Origin of the sequence: Aquabacterium sp. J223 (assembly GCF_024666615.1) — a bacterium.
GTDB lineage: Bacteria > Pseudomonadota > Gammaproteobacteria > Burkholderiales > Burkholderiaceae_C > J223.
The window spans coordinates 4,543,116-4,558,778 of record NZ_CP088297.1; the positions used below are offsets into that span (position 1 = coordinate 4,543,116).

Here is a 15,663-nt window from a genome sequence, read left to right on the forward strand (position 1 = left end):
CTAGGCTTCGTTGCCCGCGATGATGGACATCACCGCCATGCGCACCGCGATGCCGAAGGTCACCTGCGGCAGGATCACGCTGTGGCGGCCGTCGGCCACGGCGGAGTCGATCTCCACGCCGCGGTTGATCGGGCCGGGGTGCATGACGATGGCGTCGGGCCTGGCCAGCGCCAGCTTGTCCTCGGTCAGGCCGTAGTGCTTGAAGAACTCGCCGGCCGACGGGAGCATGGCGCCGCTCATGCGCTCGTTCTGCAGCCGCAGCATGATGATCACGTCGGCGTCGCGCACGCCCTCGCGCATGTCGCGGCAGACCTTCACGCCCATGGCCGCCAGGTCGTCGGGCACCAGCGTCTTCGGGCCCACCGCGCGGATCTCCGGCACGCCGAGGATGGACAGCGCATGGATGTCCGAGCGCGCCACCCGGGAGTGCACGATGTCGCCGACGATGGCCACCGTCAGGCCGCTGAAGTCGCGCTTGAAGTGCCGGATGGTGTACATGTCCAGCAGCCCCTGCGTGGGGTGCGCGTGGCGGCCGTCGCCGGCGTTGACCACGTGCACGTGCTTCGGGCAGTGCTGGGCGATGAGGTAGGGCGCACCCGATTCGCCGTGGCGCACGACGAACATGTCGGCGTGCATGGCCGACAGGTTGGCGATGGTGTCGACCAGGCTCTCGCCCTTGGCGGTGGACGAGCGCGCGATGTCGAGGTTCAGCACGTCGGCGGACAGCCGCTTGGCCGCGATCTCGAAGGTGGTGCGGGTGCGGGTGCTGTTCTCGAAGAACAGGTTGAACACGCTCTTGCCGCGCAGCAGCGGCACCTTCTTCACCTCGCGGTCGTTGACCGAGACGAAGGTGCTGGCGGTGTCCAGGATGTGGTGGATGACGTCGCGCGGCAGGCCCTCGATGGACAGCAGGTGGACCAGTTCGCCGTGCGGGTTGAGCTGCGGGTTGCGACGGGACAGCATCAGGTGCGGGCCTGTTCCGGGTCGATGGAGAAGGTGAAGCGGCCGGCCTCGCGGGCCAGCGACAGCCGCTGGCCGGCGGGCAGCGCCATGCGCGCGGCCGCCACCGCCGGCTCGATCGGCAGCTCGCGGCCGCCGCGGTCGACCAGCACCGCCAGGCCGACACTGGCCGGGCGGCCGAAGTCGAACAGCTCGTTCAGCGCCGCGCGGATGGTGCGGCCGGTGTAGAGCACGTCGTCGACCAGCAGCAGGTGCCGGCCGTCGACCTCGAAGGGCAGCGACGTGCGGTCGCCGGCGCCCGACAGGCCGCGCTGGCCGAAGTCGTCGCGGTGCAGCGCGCTGGACAGCACACCGGGCTTGCCGGGCAGGGCGAGGTCGGCGTGCAGCCGTTCGGCCAGCCAGGCGCCGCCGGACCAGATGCCGACGAGGGAGGTGTCGGCGCGCAGCAGCGGCCGCACGCCGGCAAGCAGCTCGCCGTACAGCGCTTCGGCGTCAAGCGTCAACATGTCCGCCCCTCGTCCGTCGGGTACGTCGGCCGATCCCTTGAGGGGATGGCGGGCCGGCTTGGGAGCGGCCCGGCGCTCGGCCCGCGGGATTCCAGAGGGTGGCTCATAGGGTGCGCAGGAACTGGTCGAGGATCAGGGCCGCCGCCGCCGCGTCGGCATCGCGCGCGCCGAGCGACTCGGCCTCGGTGGTGGTCCAGCGCTCGTCCACCTCGTGCACCGGCAGCCGGAAGCGGCCGTGCAGCTGGCGGGCGAAGCGCCGCGCGCGGCGCGTATTGTCGTGCTCGGCGCCGTCGGGGTGGAACGGCACGCCGACCACCAGCGCGTCGGGGCGCCACTCGGCGATCAGCCCGGCGATGGCCTCGAAGCGCCGCTCGCCGTCGGCCGCCACGGTCCGCAGCGGGCTGGCCTGCTTCAGCAGGTCGTTGCCGGCCGCCACGCCGACACGTTTGGTGCCGTAGTCGAAGGCGAGGAACTGCCGGGGGGCGGGCACTGGCCTGGGCTAGGCGTGGCCCGCGTCCATCGACAGCATGCGCGGGTCGACGCCCAGCAGGGCCAGCGCCCGGTCGTAGCGCTCGGCCGGCGGGGTGTCGAAGAGGATGGACGGCTCGGCGCCGACGGTGAGCCAGCCGTTGCGGCCGATCTCCTCCTCCAGCTGGCCGGCGCCCCAGCCGCTGTAGCCCAGCGTCACCAGGAAGCGGCGCGGTCCGGCGCCGCCGGCCAGCGCCTCCAGCACGTCCTTGCTGGTGGTCATCTCCAGCTCGCCGCCGGCGATGCTGAGCGTGGAGCTGTAATGGCCGCCGTCGCCGCCCAGGCGCTCGTGCAGCACGAAGCCGCGCTCGGTCTGCACCGGCCCGCCGAAGAACACCGGCTGCTCGGCCAGGTCCGGCCGGTCCAGGCTCAGCTCCACCTTCTCGAACAGGTGGCGCAGGGTGATGTCCACCGGCTTGTTGACCACCAGGCCGAGCGCGCCCTTGTCGGAGTGCTCGCACAGGTAGACCAACGCCCCGGCGAAGTTCTCGTCGGCCATGCCGGGCATGGCGATGAGGAACTGGTGGGTCAGATCGATGCCGCTGCTCGCCATGGGCCCAGTTTAGTCCTGCGGGTTCGGCCGGCGGCCCGTCGGCCCGGTGACCTTGCGCCACACTCGGTGAGCCATGCACGACAAGCCCTACGACCGCGCGCTGGTCTGGTTCCGCCGCGACCTGCGCACCGACGACAACGCGGCGCTGCACCACGCCCTGCGCCAGGCGCGGCAGGTGCTGTGCGGCTTCGTCTTCGACACCGAGATCCTGCAGCCGCTGCTCGACCGCGGCCTGGCGGCGGACCGCCGCGTCGAGTTCATCCGCGACAGCCTGCTCGAGCTGGACGGCGAGTTGCGCCGGCTGGGCGAGGACCACGGCGTGGCGAATGCGGGGCTGGTGGTGGTGCACGGCCCGGCGCGCCAGGCGCTGCCGGTGCTGGCCGAGGCGCTGCACGTGCAGGCGGTGTTCGCCGCCCACGACGACGAGCCCTACTCGCACGACCGCGACGGCGCCGTGCGCGGCGCGCTGGCCGACCGCGGCGTCGTGCTGCACACGGTGAAGGACCACCTCGTGTTCGAGCGCGACGAGGTGATGACCGCCGGCGGCACGCCCTACAGCGTCTACACGCCGTACAAGAACTGCTGGCTGAAGACGCTGAACGGCTTCTACCTGTCCAGCTACCCGGTGGCGCGGCATGCCGGCGCCCTGGCGCCGAAACCCGACGACGACACGCTGGCCGCGCTGCCGCTGTCGCCGAGGGGCGCGCCGGCCGGCCCGGTGCCGTCGCTGGCGGCCCTCGGCTTTGAGCCCACCAACCTGCACGAGTTGAAGCTGCCCTCCGGCGCCAACGGTGCCGCCGCGCTGTGGGACGACTTCGAGTCGCGGCTGGACGACTACCACGCCACCCGCGACTTCCCCGCCGTCAAGGGGCCGAGCTACCTCGGCGTGCACCTGCGCTTCGGCACGGTGTCGGTGCGGCGGCTGGCGCGCTTCGCCGCCGAGCGCGCGCAGCACGGGTCGCAGGGCGCGCAGGTGTGGCTGTCGGAGCTGACCTGGCGCGACTTCTTCGCGCAGGTGCTGCACCACCATCCGCACGTCGTCGGTCACCCTTTCCGCCGCGAGTACGAGGCGCTGAAGTTCGAGCACGGCAAGCACGCCGAGGTGCTGTTCGCCGCCTGGTGCAACGGCCGCACCGGCTACCCCATCGTCGATGCGGCGATGCGGCAACTCGCCCAGACCGGCTTCATGCACAACCGGCTGCGCATGGTGGCGGCCAGCTTCCTCATCAAGCACCTTGGCATCGACTGGCGGCGCGGCGAGGCCTTCTTCGCCGACCACCTGAACGACTTCGACCTGGCCAGCAACAACGGCAACTGGCAGTGGGCCGCCTCCACCGGCTGCGACGCGCAACCCTACTTCCGCATCTTCAACCCGGTCAGCCAGAGTCGGAAGTTCGACACCGAGGGCCGCTTCATCCGCCGCTACGTGCCCGAGCTGGCCGCCCTGCCCGACGACCTGATCCACGCGCCGTGGTCGGCCCGGCCGGTGGACATGGCCGCGGCCGGTCTCGAGCTCGGCCGCGACTACCCGCCGCCGATCGTCGACCACGACGTGGCGCGCGACAAGACGCTGGCCCGCTACGCCGCCGCCCGAGCCCGCGGCTGAGCCCGCCGAACCAGCCGCTGCAGCCCCTGCACCACGTCGTCGACGTAGGTGAAGACCACCGGGATGACCAGCAGGCTGAGGAAGGTGGAGGTGATGAGCCCGCCGATCACCACGATGGCCATCGGCGCGCGGAAGCTCGGGTCCACGCCCAGGCCGATCGCGATCGGCAGCATGCCGGCGCCCATGGCGATGGTCGTCATCACGATCGGCCGGGCGCGCTTGTGGCAGGCGTCGAGCAGCGCGTCCAGGCGATTCAGGCCGCGGTCGCGCCGCGCCACGATGGCGTACTCCACCAGCAGGATGGAGTTCTTGGTGGCGATGCCCATCAGCATGATCAGCCCGATCATCGACGGCATGGAGATGGCCGAGCGGGTGATGGCCAGCGCCAGGAAGGCGCCGGGCACCGACAGCACCAGCGCGGCGAGGATGGTCACCGGCTGCACGAAGTCCTTGAACAGCAGCACCAGCACGATGTAGATGCACAGCACGCCGGCGCCCATGGCGAGGGTGAAGCTCTGGAACAGCTCGGCCATCGCCTCGGCGTCGCCCACCGTGGTCTGCATCACGCCCGGCGGCAGCTCGCGCAGGCTGGGCAGCGCCAGCGCCTCGCGCTCGACATCGCCCAGCGCGCGGCCGCCGAGCGCGATCTCGAAGTTGATGTTGCGCTGCCGGTCGTAGCGGTTGATCACCGCCGGGCCGCTGTCCAGCGACAGCGTGGCCACGCTGGACAGCGGCACCGGGCCGCGCGCGCCGGGCACCGACAGCCGCTCCAGCAGCGACAGGTCCTGCCGCGCGGCGTCGGGCAGCCGCACCATGATCGGCACCTGCCGCTGCGACAGGTTGAGCTTGGCCAGGCCCTGCTCGTAGTCGCCGGCGGTGGCGATGCGCAGCGTCTCGGCGATGGCCGACGCGGTGACGCCCAGCTCGGCGGCGCGCACCGGGTCCGGCCGCACGATGAGCTCCGGCCGCACCAGGCTGGCGGTGGAGGTGACGCCGCCCAGGCCCTGCAGCGTGCGCAGGTCCTGCTCCACCTTCGTGGCGTGCGCGGCCAGCGCGGCGCCGTCCTCGCCGGCGAGGATGAGGATGTACTTCTCGCCGCCGCCGGCCAGGCCGACGCTGACCCGGGTGCCCGGCAGCGCCTGCAGCGCCTCGCGCAGCTCGTTCTCGATGGCCTGCTTGCTGACGCCGCCGCGTTCGCCGCGCGGCGTGAGGTTGATGGTCAGCGTCGACCTGCGCACCTCGGCCGCGCCGCGCGGCGCGAAGGGGTCGCCGCCCGCCGTGCCGCCGCCCACCGCGGTGTAGACCAGCCGCACATGGGGGTTGCGCTGCACGATGGCGCGCGCCGCCTCGGCGGTGGCCACGCTCTCGCGCAGCGTGCTGCCCGGCGGCAGCGACAGCGTCACCTGCGTCTGCGACAGGTCGTCGGGCGGGATGAAGCCGGTGGGCAGCAGCGGCACCAGCGCGAAGGAGCCGACGAAGAACACCGTGGTGGCCAGCACGGTGAGCACGCGGTGGCGCAGGCAGGCCCGCACCCAGCCGAGGTAGCGGGCCATCACCGGCCCGTCCCGGTGCGGCCGCACGAGGGGCCGCAGCAGGTAGGCGGCCATCATCGGCGTCAGCAGCCGGGCGACGACCAGCGAGGCGAAGACCGCGATCGACGCCGTCCAGCCGAACTGCACGAAGAACTTGCCCGCGACGCCGCTCATGAAGGCGGTGGGCAGGAAGACCGCGATCAGCGTGAAGGTGGTGGCGATCACCGCCAGGCCGATCTCGTCGGCCGCCTCCATCGCCGCCTGGTACGGCGTCTTGCCCATGCGCAGGTGGCGCACGATGTTCTCGATCTCGACGATGGCGTCGTCGACCAGGATGCCCACCACCAGCGACAGCGACAGCAGCGTCACCACGTTGATCGAGAAGCCCAGCAGCGCCATGCCGGCGAAGGCCGGGATCACCGACAGCGGCAGCGCGGTCGCCGACACCAGCGTGGCGCGCCAGTCGCGCAGGAAGAACCAGACGACGATGACGGCGAGCAGGGCGCCCTCGTACATCAGCTTCATCGAGCCGTCGAAGTTCTCCTGCACCGGGTCGACGAAGTTGAAGGCCTCGTCGAAGCGCACGTCCGGGTGCTTCTGGCGCAGCCCCTCCACCGCGGCGCGCACGCGCTCGGCCACGTCGACCTCGCCGGCGCCGCGGGCGCGGCTGATCTCGAAGCCCACCACCGGCCGGCCGTCCAGCAGCGCGGCCGAGCGCGGCTCGGCCACGGTGTCCTGCACCGTGGCCACCTGGTCGAGCCGGATGCGGCGGCCGTCGCGCAGCGCGATCTCCATGCGGCCCAGCTCCTCGGCCGTCTGCACCGTAGCGATGGTGCGCACCGACTGCTCGGCACCACCCAGGTCCATGCGGCCGCCGGCGGCCTCCTGCTGCGACAGGCGCAGCTGGCGCGAGACGTCGGCCGCGCTGGCGTTCAGCGCCAGCAGCCGCACCGGGTCCAGCGCCACCCGCACCTCGCGGGTGACGCCGCCGACGCGGCCCACCGCACCGACCCCCGGCACGCTGAGCATGGCCTTGGCCACGGTGTTGTCGACGAACCAGGACAGCGCCTCCTCGTCCAGCCGGTCGGCGGCCACCGTGTAGGTGAGGATGGGCAGGCCGGAGATGTTGACGCGCTGGATCACCGGATCGCGCAGGTCGGCCGGCAGGTCGGCGCGCACGCGGGCCACCGCGTCGCGCACGTCGTCCACCGCCTCCTGCACCGGCTTCTCGAGCCGGAACTCCACCGTGATCGTGGTCGCGCCGTCCTGCACGATGGTGTAGATGTGCTTGACGCCCTGCAGCGTGGCGATGGAGTTCTCGAGCTTGCGCGCGACCTCGGTCTCCAGCTGCGACGGCGAGGCGCCGGGCAGCGCCGCGGTGACGGTGACCGAGGGCAGCTCGATGTCGGGGAAGTTCTGCACCTTCATCTGGCGGAAGGCCATCAGGCCGGCCAGCGTGAGCAGGATGAACAGCAGCACCGACGGGATCGGGTTGCGGATCGACCAGGACGAGACGTTGAAGGTGGCCATGGCGACCCTCGTGCGCGTTCAGCGCGTCGCCGGCGACGAGGCCGGCGCCGATGCCGCGGCGGCCGGCGCGGCGACCCGGCGCACCGGGTCGCCGTCGGCCAGGAAGCCGACGCCGCGCTCGACCACCTGGGCCTGGGCGGTCAGGCCGCCGGTGACCTCCACCCGCTCGCCTTCGCGGCGACCGATGCTGACCTTGGTCTGGCGCACGCGCTGGTCGTCGCCGAGCACGAAGACATACGCGAAGCCCTCGCGCAGCAGCACCGCCGACTGCGGCAGCGTCAGCGCGGTCTGCTGTCCGAGGTCGAACTCGCCGCGCACGAACAGGCCCGGCCGGGCCTCGGCGGTGGGCGGCAGGTCGACGTAGACGCGGCCGTTGCGCGACGCCACGTCCACCGTGGGCGCCAGCTGCCGCACCCGGCCTTCGACCACCTGGCCCGACGGCAGGCCGATGCGCGCCGGCACGCCGGGCTTGAGCCGGCCGAGGTCGGCCGCCGGCAGTTCGGCCCGCCATTCCAGCCGGCCGCGGCGGATGAGGCGGAACAGCTCCTGCCCCGGCTGCGAGATGGCGCCCACCGTGGCGCTGCGCGTGGCGACGATGCCGTCGTCCGGCGCCCGCACCTCGGTGCGCGCCAGGCGCAATTCGTCGGCCCGCACCCGCGCCTGCGCCGAGGCCAGGCGGGCCCGGCCCGACTGCTCGGCCGCCAGGTACTGCGCGATTTGCTGCGGGCTCAGGGCGCCGCTGCCCTGCAGCGCGCGGGCGCGGTCGGCGTTGGCCTGCGCCTCGGCCAGCGTGGCCTCGGCCTCCGTCAGCGCGGCCCGGGTCTGTGCCAGCTCGGTCTGCACCGTCTGCGCGTCCAGCCGGGCCAGCACCTGGCCGCGGCGCACGCGGTCGCCGACGTCGGCGCGCAGCTCGGCCACGCGCAGGCCGCTGACCTCGGGTCCGACCACCGCCTCCTGCCAGGCGGCGACGTCACCGCTGGCCGGCAGGCGCAGCGGCCACGGCGCGACCTGCGGCTGAACGGTGGTGACGGTCAGCGCCACGCGCTGCGGCGCGGCAGCCGGTGCGCACAGCGCGACGGTGCACAGGCCCGGACCGAGCAACAGCGGAAGCATCCTGCGCAGCGCGCAACGAAGGAAAGGCGACATGGGGCGGCAGGCCAGGCCCGCGGGCAGGCGAAACCGCCGGATGCTAGCGAAGTCGCGTGGCGGCACCCCGCGGGGCCGGGCCGTGCCGTCCCGGGCAAGCGCGGTCATGGACGGCGGGAGCAGCTCAGAACAGCTCGACGTCGCCCGTCTTGCCGGCGTCGTCCTCGACGGCACCGGCATTCACCAGGTGGCGGTGGCTGCAGACCTGGTTGCGGCCGTGGCCCTTGGCCCAGTACACCGCCTTGTCGGCCCGCTCGAAGGCCGCCGACGGGGTGTCGCCAGGGCGCACCGGGGTGAAACCGACGCTGACCGTGATGCGGCCGACCTGCGGGAAGGGATAGGCCTCGGTGGCGCCCCCGCAGCCGCTCCAGCGCCTGCGCCGCTTCGTCCTCGCCGTGGCAGCGCAGCAGCACGACGAACTCCTCGCCGCCGAAGCGGTAGAGCCGGTCGTGGAAACGGAAGCAGCTGCGCATCAGCCGCGACAGCAGCAGCAGCACCTCGTCGCCGATGAGGTGGCCGTGGTTGTCGTTGACGCGCTTGAAGTGGTCGATGTCCACCACCGCCAGCCACCAGCCCGGCGCGGCGTCGCGCCGGCGCTCGGGCGCCGGGTGCAGCGCGTCGGCGGACGGTGCGACGCCGGCCGTGGCCGTCTTCAGGAAGGTCTCGTCGAAGGTCTTGCGGTTGAGCAGGCCGGTCAGGGTGTCGCGCTCGCTGTAGTCCAGCAGCCCCTGGAAGTTGCGGTAGATGCGCAGGATGGCGGTGACCAAGCGGCGCTGCTCGTCGCCCAGCGGACCGGTGCTGTCGATCTCCAGCACGCCGACGACCTCGCGGTCGGTGTCGAGCGGAAAGCAGGTGCGCACCGTCTCGCCGCGCGATTCGACCAGCACCTGCTGGTGACGCAGGCAGTCGCGGCGGCGGGGGTGCTCGTCGAGGCGGGGCAGCCGGTCCAGTTCGGTCCAGGCGGAATCGGCGACGGCCACCAGCTCGGTCTGGCTCAGCCGGGCCCGGGTGATCCAGCGCTGGCCGGCGCCGTCCTCCACCAGCCGGTAGACGGCGACCGTCTGCGGCTGCAGAAGATCGCGCAGCGCGCCGACCAGGGTGACGTCCAACACATCACGGTCGCGGAATCCGGTCAGTTCCGCCAGGTGTTCGACAAGCTGCGGCATGGTCGCGGTCGTGGCACCAGACCAGCGTCGGGGCCTGTCAGGCTGAATGCGTCAAATTGTATCGACCGAGCAGTGCCAGCAGATCCTCTTCGGAGTAGGGCTTGCCAAGGTAGTGCTCCACGCCCAGTTCTGCTGCATGGTCGCGGTGCTTCTGCGCGATGCGGGAGGTGATCATGATCACCGGCAGCCCGCGCCAGCGCGCATCGGCGCGCATGTTGCGCACCAGGTCGAAGCCGTCCATGCGCGGCATCTCGATGTCGGACAGCACCACCGCGGGCAGTTCCTCGGCCAGGCGCTCCAGGCCCTCCAGCCCGTCCTTGGCCAGGGCGACGCGGTAGCCCTCGCGCAGCAGCAGGCGCTGCGTCACCCGGCGCACGGTGAGCGAGTCGTCGACCACCAGCACCAGCGGCGGACGCACCGGCGTGTCCGAGGGCGTTCCGTCGACGGGGCGGTCGGTGGGGGCGCCCGCGTGGGCCTGGGCCATCAGGCCCCAGGCCTGTTCGCCGTACAGCGCCGCCAGCGCCACCGGGTTGTAGATCAGCGCCGGCACGCCGGAGGCGAGCAGCGTCAGCCCGGCCAGGCCGGGCAGGCGCGCCAGCTGCGGGCCGAGGTTCTTGACGACGACTTCCTGGTTGCCCAGCACCTCGTCGACGTGCAACGCGATGCGCTGCTGCGCGCTGCGCACCACCACCAGCGGCAGCGTGCGGCCGGCTTCGGTGCCGCGCGGGCTGGCGTGCAGCAGCGCACCCAGCCAGAAGAACGGCAGCGCGGTGTCGCCCACGGTGCAGCGGCGGCTGGTGTAGGCCGCCTCCAGCTCCGCCGGCGTCGCCCGCCGCACGATCTCCACCAGCGAGGACGGCACGGCCACCGTCACCGGCCCGCAGCGCAGCATGACCACCTGCGTGACCGCGGTGGTCAGCGGCAGCACCAGGCGGAAGCTGGTGCCCTGCCCCGGCGCGCTGGCGGTCTCGATGCGGCCGCCCATGGCGTTGACCTCGGCGCGCACCACGTCCATGCCCACGCCACGCCCGGCCAGTTCGGTCACCTGCTCGGCGGTGGAGAAACCGGGCATGAAGATGAGGTTGAGCAGCTCGGCCTCGCTGGGCTCGGCGTCCGGCGCGATCAGCCCCTGGGCCAGGCCGCGCTGGCGGATGCGCGCCAGGTCCAGCCCGGCGCCGTCGTCGCGGAACTCGATGCCAACCTCGTTGCCCTCGTGCGTCAGCGAGACGGTGATCTGCCCTGTGGGGTCCTTGCCGGCGGCCGCGCGCCGATCGGGCGCTTCGATGCCGTGCGTGACGCAGTTGCGCAGCAGGTGCTCGAAGGCCGGTGTCATGCGGTCCAGCACGCCGCGGTCGACCTCGATGGCACCACCGACGAGGTCCAGCCGCACCTGCTTGCCGGTTTCCTTGGCGGCCTGGCGCACCACGCGGTACAGGCGATCGGACAGACCCTCGAACTCGACCATGCGGGTGCGCAGCAGGTCGTCCTGCAGGTCGCGCGTCAGCCGCGCCTGCGCGGCCAGCTCGTCCTCGGCCGACTGCACGGTGCGCTGCAGGGAGCGCTGCACCGTCGCCACGTCGTTGACCGACTCGGCCATCATCCGCGTGAGCTCCTGGAAGCGGGTGAAGCGGTCCATCTCCAGCGGATCGAAGCCCTGGGCGGACGCCTTGGCGGCCTCCATGCGGGAGGCGATCTGCGTCTCGGCCTGCAGCTCGATGTCGCGCAGCTGCTGCCGCAGCCGCTGCAGGTTGTCGCCCAGGTCGCCCAACGACCCCTTGAGCTGGCCCACCGCCGATTCGATGCGCGAGCGGGTGATGATCACCTCGCCGGCGTGGTTGACCAGCCGGTCGAGCAGCGGCGTGCGCACCCGCACGGCACCGGTGCTGGCGCCGGCCACGGCGGCCAGCGTGGCGGGCCCGGGCGCCCGCGCGCCGGCGGCGAAGCGGGCCCAGTCGATGGCCGTCGGCGGCGCGGCCGAGGCGGTGTCCGCGTCGGCGGCGGGCACGGCCGCATGAGCGGCCGGTTGGGCGTCTTCGCCCGGCCCGGCGACGGGCGTGGGCAGCGGCACCAGGGGTGCCGCGACGGCCGCCGCCATGGCGGCCTGTGCCTCTTCGTAGGCCTGGGCGTCGCGGCGGCGCAGCGCCTCGAACACCGCGTTCATCGCGTCGGCGCGGGCCTGCAGCGGCTCGATGCCGGCGGCATCGGTTCCGCCCTGTGCCAGCAGCCGCTCGATGGCGCTCTCCAGCCGGTGTGCCATCTCGCCCAGGCGCATCGCGCCGGCCAGGCGGGCGCCACCCTTGAGCGTGTGCAGCGTGCGCATGCAGGCCGCCGGGGCCGCCGCGTCGGTCGGCCGCTCGTGCCAGTCCCGCAGCCGCGAGGCCAGCTCGGGCAGCAGCTCCAGCGCTTCCTCCTCGAAGATGGGGAAGAGGTCGGCGTCGACGGCATCGACGGCGTCGAGGTCCTCGTCGTCGACGGCGCTGGCGGACAGCGCGTCGTGCGCCACCACCACCGGCAGGGCGTCCGGCAGCGGCTGCAGCGGCAGCAGTTCGGCCACGCCGAGGGCCGGCGCGTCGACCAGTCCGTCGGGCGCGGTGTCGGCGGTGGCCGGGTCGGCCGCGGCGCTCAGGCGGCGCAGCCGCTCGGCGGCCTGCTGCTCGACGGCGGCCAGGCGGGCCAGCAGGTCGTCCGACGGGGCCTTGAGGAAGCCGGCCGCGAACTGGTGCAGCAGGCGGCGGATCTCTTCCGCAGCCTCGTTGAACAGCGCGGCCTGCTCGGCGTCGGCGCCGTCGAGCGCCTGCACGCGCAGCAGCGCATGCTCCAGCAGCCGGGCCAGCTGCGACAGGGCCTCGAAGCCGACGGTGGCGGAGTTGCCGGCCAGCGAATGGGCCAGCGCCACCGGGCCGTCGCCCAGCGGCCGGTGCAGCTCCATGGCCCATTCGGCCAGCTCGGTGCCCAGGCGGCGCGACTGCTCGTCGGCCTCCTGCAGGTAGATGTTGAACAGCGGGATCGGGATGTGCAGCGGGCCGACCACCTTGACCGGCTCGGGCTCCGGCACGGGCTCGGGCTCCGGCTCGGAGTCCGGCACCGGCACCGGCACCAGGTCCGCGTCCGCCTCGGCGATGGCGGGCCCCTCGGGCGGCTCGGCCGTCGGCGGCGACGCCTCGAGCGCCACCCGCTCCAGCGGCTCGGGCTCCGCATCGGGCGGCGCCTCGAACACCAGGTGGGCATCCATCGTCAGGGTGCGCTCGCCCGCCGCCTCGGCCGGCTCATGCGCCACGCCGATGTCCACCGCATCCAACCCGTCGAGCCCGTCCAGCTCGATCAGCTCCACCGCCTCGGCGGGCGCGTCGGGGGCGTCGCCGTCGAGCACCAGCTCGGGCAGGGGCAGGTTCGCCGGCTCGACCGCGTCGGGCAGCGGGGGGCGGCTCGGCGGCGGCGTCGAGCGTCGCCAGGTCCAGTGCGAAGTCGGGCAGCGGTTCGACCGCCGCCGCGGGCTCGGCGTCGGCCAGGACGGCCTCGGCCAGCGCCGGCGCCGCGTCCCGGGGCGCGGCCGCGGGACGTCCCAGCGGCAGCGGGCGGCCGTCCAGCCGCAGCGCATCGCACACCGTGCGCACCGGCGGCGCCTGGTGCCCGCCGTCGTGGCCGTCGGCGATGGCGGCGATCCAGTCGGCCAGGTAGGCCAGCACCTCGTCGGTGACGGCCAGCAGCGCCTCGTCCGCGCGCGGCGCCTCGGCCAGGCGGGCGTTGTACAGCTGCTCGCCGGCCCAGGCGGCCTCGCCGAACTCGGCCAGCCCGACCATGCGGGAGCTGCCTTTGAGCGTGTGGAAGGCACGGCGCAGCGCGGTCAGCTCGCCGAGGTCGTCGGGCGCCTGGACCAGCGCGGCACGGGCGGCGGCGGCGTTGTCCAGCACCTCGCGCGCTTCCTCCAGGAAGATCTCGCGCATCTCGCCGTCGCCCTCGGGCAACGGCTGCGGCGCGGGCAGCGCCACCGGCGCCGGCACCGCGGCCTCGACCAGGTCGCCGAGGGCCTGCTGGAGCTGCTCGCGCACGGTCTGCACCTGCGGTCCGCCGTCCGGCGCGGCGAGCGCCTGCTCCAGCGCATCGCGGGCGTCGCGGGCGGCTTCGGCCACGCCGGTCTCGTCGGCGGCGATGGCCTCCTCGGTGAGGCGGGCCAGGTCGTCGGAGAGCTGGTCCAGCGGCACCTCGGGCTGCGCGACGGCGGCCGCCAGGTCGCGGGCATGGTCGATCAGGCGCGGCTCGTCCAGCGGCGCCACGCCGGTGTTGACCGGCGACAGGCGCGACGTGCCGCCGCCGACGGTCGAGGCGAGCAGCCCGGCGTCGGCGTCGAAGTGGAACAGCGACTTGGCCATCTGCGGCTGCACGCTGAGCATGTCGACCAGGAAGCCGAGCGCGCCCAGGTTGCCGGCCAGGCGGTCGAAGGTGCCGGCCTGCAGCGCCCGCTCCGGCTCGACCTGCGTCGAGGCCAGGCCGTCGACGTCGTCGCGCATGCGCAGCACCGCCTGCGAGGCCTGGTCCAGCCCCAGCACCGAGAACACGCCGCGCATGGCCGACAGCTGGGCCGGCACCGGGATGAGCACGCTGCTGTCGGTGGGCTGGCGGAAGAACTGGTCGATCAGCTTCTCGGTCTCGGCCAGCGCGCCGCGCAGCTCCTGCACCACGCTGCCCATGGTCTGGCGGTCCGACACGCGGCGGTACAGCTCCTCCATCCAGGGCTCGAGCGGCGGCACCGTCGCGCCTTGGCGGGCGTCGTCCAGCCGGTCGGCCAGACGTTCGCTGCGCAGCGCCTGCTCGGGCTGGTCGAGGTCGCCGTCCTCCAGCACCGCGTCCAGGTACAGCAGCGCGGTGGCCACCTCCATCGCCAGCTCGGGCACCGGCGACTCACCCGCGGCCGCGGCGTGCTGCACCGTCTGCTGCAGGGCGTCGGCCAGGCGGGTGCCGCCGGGCATCAGCCGGCGCAGCGAATCGCCGACCAGCGAGAACTGCTCGGGCAGGCTGCCCAGGCGGTGCAGCTCGCCGCCCGACACCGCCGACCAGGCGTCCTGCGCGCCGGCCACCCGCTTGCGCGCCTGCGTCAGCAGGGCGGGGTCGAAGCGGCCGAGCCGCGGCTCCTCGTAGTCGGCCGGCGCAGGCTGCTGCAGGCCGAAGCGGTCGCGCACCGCGGCCAGCCGCGGCGTGCGGCCCTCGTCGGCACGGGCGCCGGCCTGGTCGCAGAAGAAGAGCAGGTCCTGCGCCAGGCGTTCGGACACCTCCTCCTCGCCGCGGGCCGCCAGTCGCAGCTGCGCCAGCAGCCGCGAGGCCACGCGCTTGGCGTAGTTGTCGGACGGGATGAAGCCGGCGGCCACGCCCTCGAAGAAGGCGGCGGCGAGCTGCCACATCGTCGCCAGCCGGCCGCGGGCACCTTCGGCCAGTTCGGCGCACATGGCGCTCACCTTGATCGGCGTGCCGGGCTGACCGCGCATCAGGGCCAGCAACAGCGCCTCGAAGGCGCCGATGGCGCGCTCGTCCGGCAGGCGGGCGCGGCCGGCGCCCTCGGCCGGCAGCTCCATCCACTGCCAGTCGGTCTCCCACAGGTCGGCGGGGTGGATGCGGTCGGCGCCGGCCAGCTCCTGCAGGCCGCGGTAGGCGGGGAACAGCGCCACCGCCGACACCGGCTTGCCCGCGAGCAGCCGCGACAGGTAGTCGAGCAGTGCGAAGGAACCCTGCTCCACCGCCTCCACCGCGGCCAGGTTGAGCTTGCGTCCGCGGGTCGCGAAGCGGGCCACGGCGGCCTCGGCCGCGCGCAGCAGCTGCGCACCGGCGGGCATGCCGACCAGTTCGAGCGCGCCCACGCCCTGGTGCAGCGACGCCCGCGCCTGGCGCAGCACGGACGGGTCGACCGCGTCGACGTCCGAGCCGCCGCTGGCCTCCAGTTCCTTCAGGTAGCGGCGCAGCGCCTTGTGCGCGGCGTCCAGCGAGCGCTTGAGCTCCCCGTGGACCCATGACAGGGCGCTGAGGTCGGTGGTGTCGGGGTCGCTCAGGCGCTGGTCCATCGGCTGTCTCGGTGTCCTTCGGTGTCGCCGCCGGCGACGTGGCCGGCGGCGCGGTGGTCGTCGATCTGTCGTCGGTATCGACGGCC

At 73.6% G+C, this 15,663-nt stretch carries 10 protein-coding genes; 1 reads left to right on the top strand and 9 read right to left on the bottom strand.

Annotation, left to right across the window (positions count from 1 at the left end):
* From LRS07_RS21375 to LRS07_RS21390, 4 genes are all read right to left on the bottom strand, one after another.
* Window positions 1–963 (bottom strand): aspartate carbamoyltransferase catalytic subunit, encoded by a 963-nt coding sequence (locus LRS07_RS21375; RefSeq protein WP_260499924.1) that lies wholly within the window; start codon window positions 961–963, stop codon window positions 1–3.
* Window positions 963–1,466 carry a bifunctional pyr operon transcriptional regulator/uracil phosphoribosyltransferase PyrR gene (gene pyrR / locus LRS07_RS21380; protein ID WP_260499925.1) on the bottom strand — a complete coding sequence of 168 codons (504 nt, stop codon included), beginning with the start codon at window positions 1,464–1,466 and terminating at the stop codon, window positions 963–965. Before pyrR ends, LRS07_RS21375 begins: the two co-directional genes overlap by 1 nt.
* Window positions 1,467–1,569: 103 nt before the next feature.
* A complete protein-coding gene (ruvX, locus tag LRS07_RS21385) occupies window positions 1,570–1,956 on the bottom strand; it encodes a Holliday junction resolvase RuvX (protein WP_260499926.1) in 387 nt (128 codons plus the stop codon).
* A gap of 9 nt (window positions 1,957–1,965) precedes the next feature.
* Complete coding sequence (locus tag LRS07_RS21390) at window positions 1,966–2,547, bottom strand: YqgE/AlgH family protein (RefSeq protein WP_260499927.1); 582 nt, start codon at window positions 2,545–2,547, stop codon at window positions 1,966–1,968.
* Window positions 2,548–2,620: 73 nt separating this feature from the next.
* On the opposite strand from LRS07_RS21390, the gene LRS07_RS21395 reads away from it, so the two are divergent.
* Window positions 2,621–4,153, top strand: a complete 1,533-nt coding sequence (locus LRS07_RS21395; protein ID WP_260499928.1) for a cryptochrome/photolyase family protein — start codon at window positions 2,621–2,623, stop codon at window positions 4,151–4,153.
* Here the strand turns inward: LRS07_RS21395 and LRS07_RS21400 are convergent.
* The 5 genes from LRS07_RS21400 to LRS07_RS22395 all read right to left on the bottom strand — a co-directional run bounded on the left by LRS07_RS21400 (window position 4,126) and on the right by LRS07_RS22395 (window position 15,577).
* Window positions 4,126–7,215: an efflux RND transporter permease subunit gene (locus tag LRS07_RS21400; protein ID WP_260499929.1), complete on the bottom strand. Its 3,090-nt coding sequence runs from the start codon at window positions 7,213–7,215 to the stop codon at window positions 4,126–4,128. The genes LRS07_RS21395 and LRS07_RS21400 overlap by 28 nt on opposite strands.
* Before the next feature lie 18 nt (window positions 7,216–7,233).
* Complete coding sequence (locus LRS07_RS21405) at window positions 7,234–8,328, bottom strand: efflux RND transporter periplasmic adaptor subunit (protein ID WP_260499930.1); 1,095 nt, start codon at window positions 8,326–8,328, stop codon at window positions 7,234–7,236.
* A 137-nt stretch (window positions 8,329–8,465) separates the two neighbouring features.
* Window positions 8,466–9,527: a GGDEF domain-containing protein gene (locus LRS07_RS21410; RefSeq protein WP_260499931.1), complete on the bottom strand. Its 1,062-nt coding sequence runs from the start codon at window positions 9,525–9,527 to the stop codon at window positions 8,466–8,468.
* Window positions 9,528–9,564: 37 nt separating this feature from the next.
* The gene (locus LRS07_RS22390) at window positions 9,565–12,897 is read right to left on the bottom strand and encodes a hybrid sensor histidine kinase/response regulator (RefSeq protein WP_260499932.1); all 3,333 of its coding nucleotides are present in this window, start codon (window positions 12,895–12,897) and stop codon (window positions 9,565–9,567) included.
* Window positions 12,794–15,577, bottom strand: coding sequence for a FimL-related protein (locus LRS07_RS22395; protein ID WP_260499933.1), 2,784 nt, complete (start codon window positions 15,575–15,577; stop codon window positions 12,794–12,796). The genes LRS07_RS22390 and LRS07_RS22395 overlap by 104 nt, the downstream gene beginning before the upstream one ends.
* Window positions 15,578–15,663: the final 86 nt, after the last annotated feature.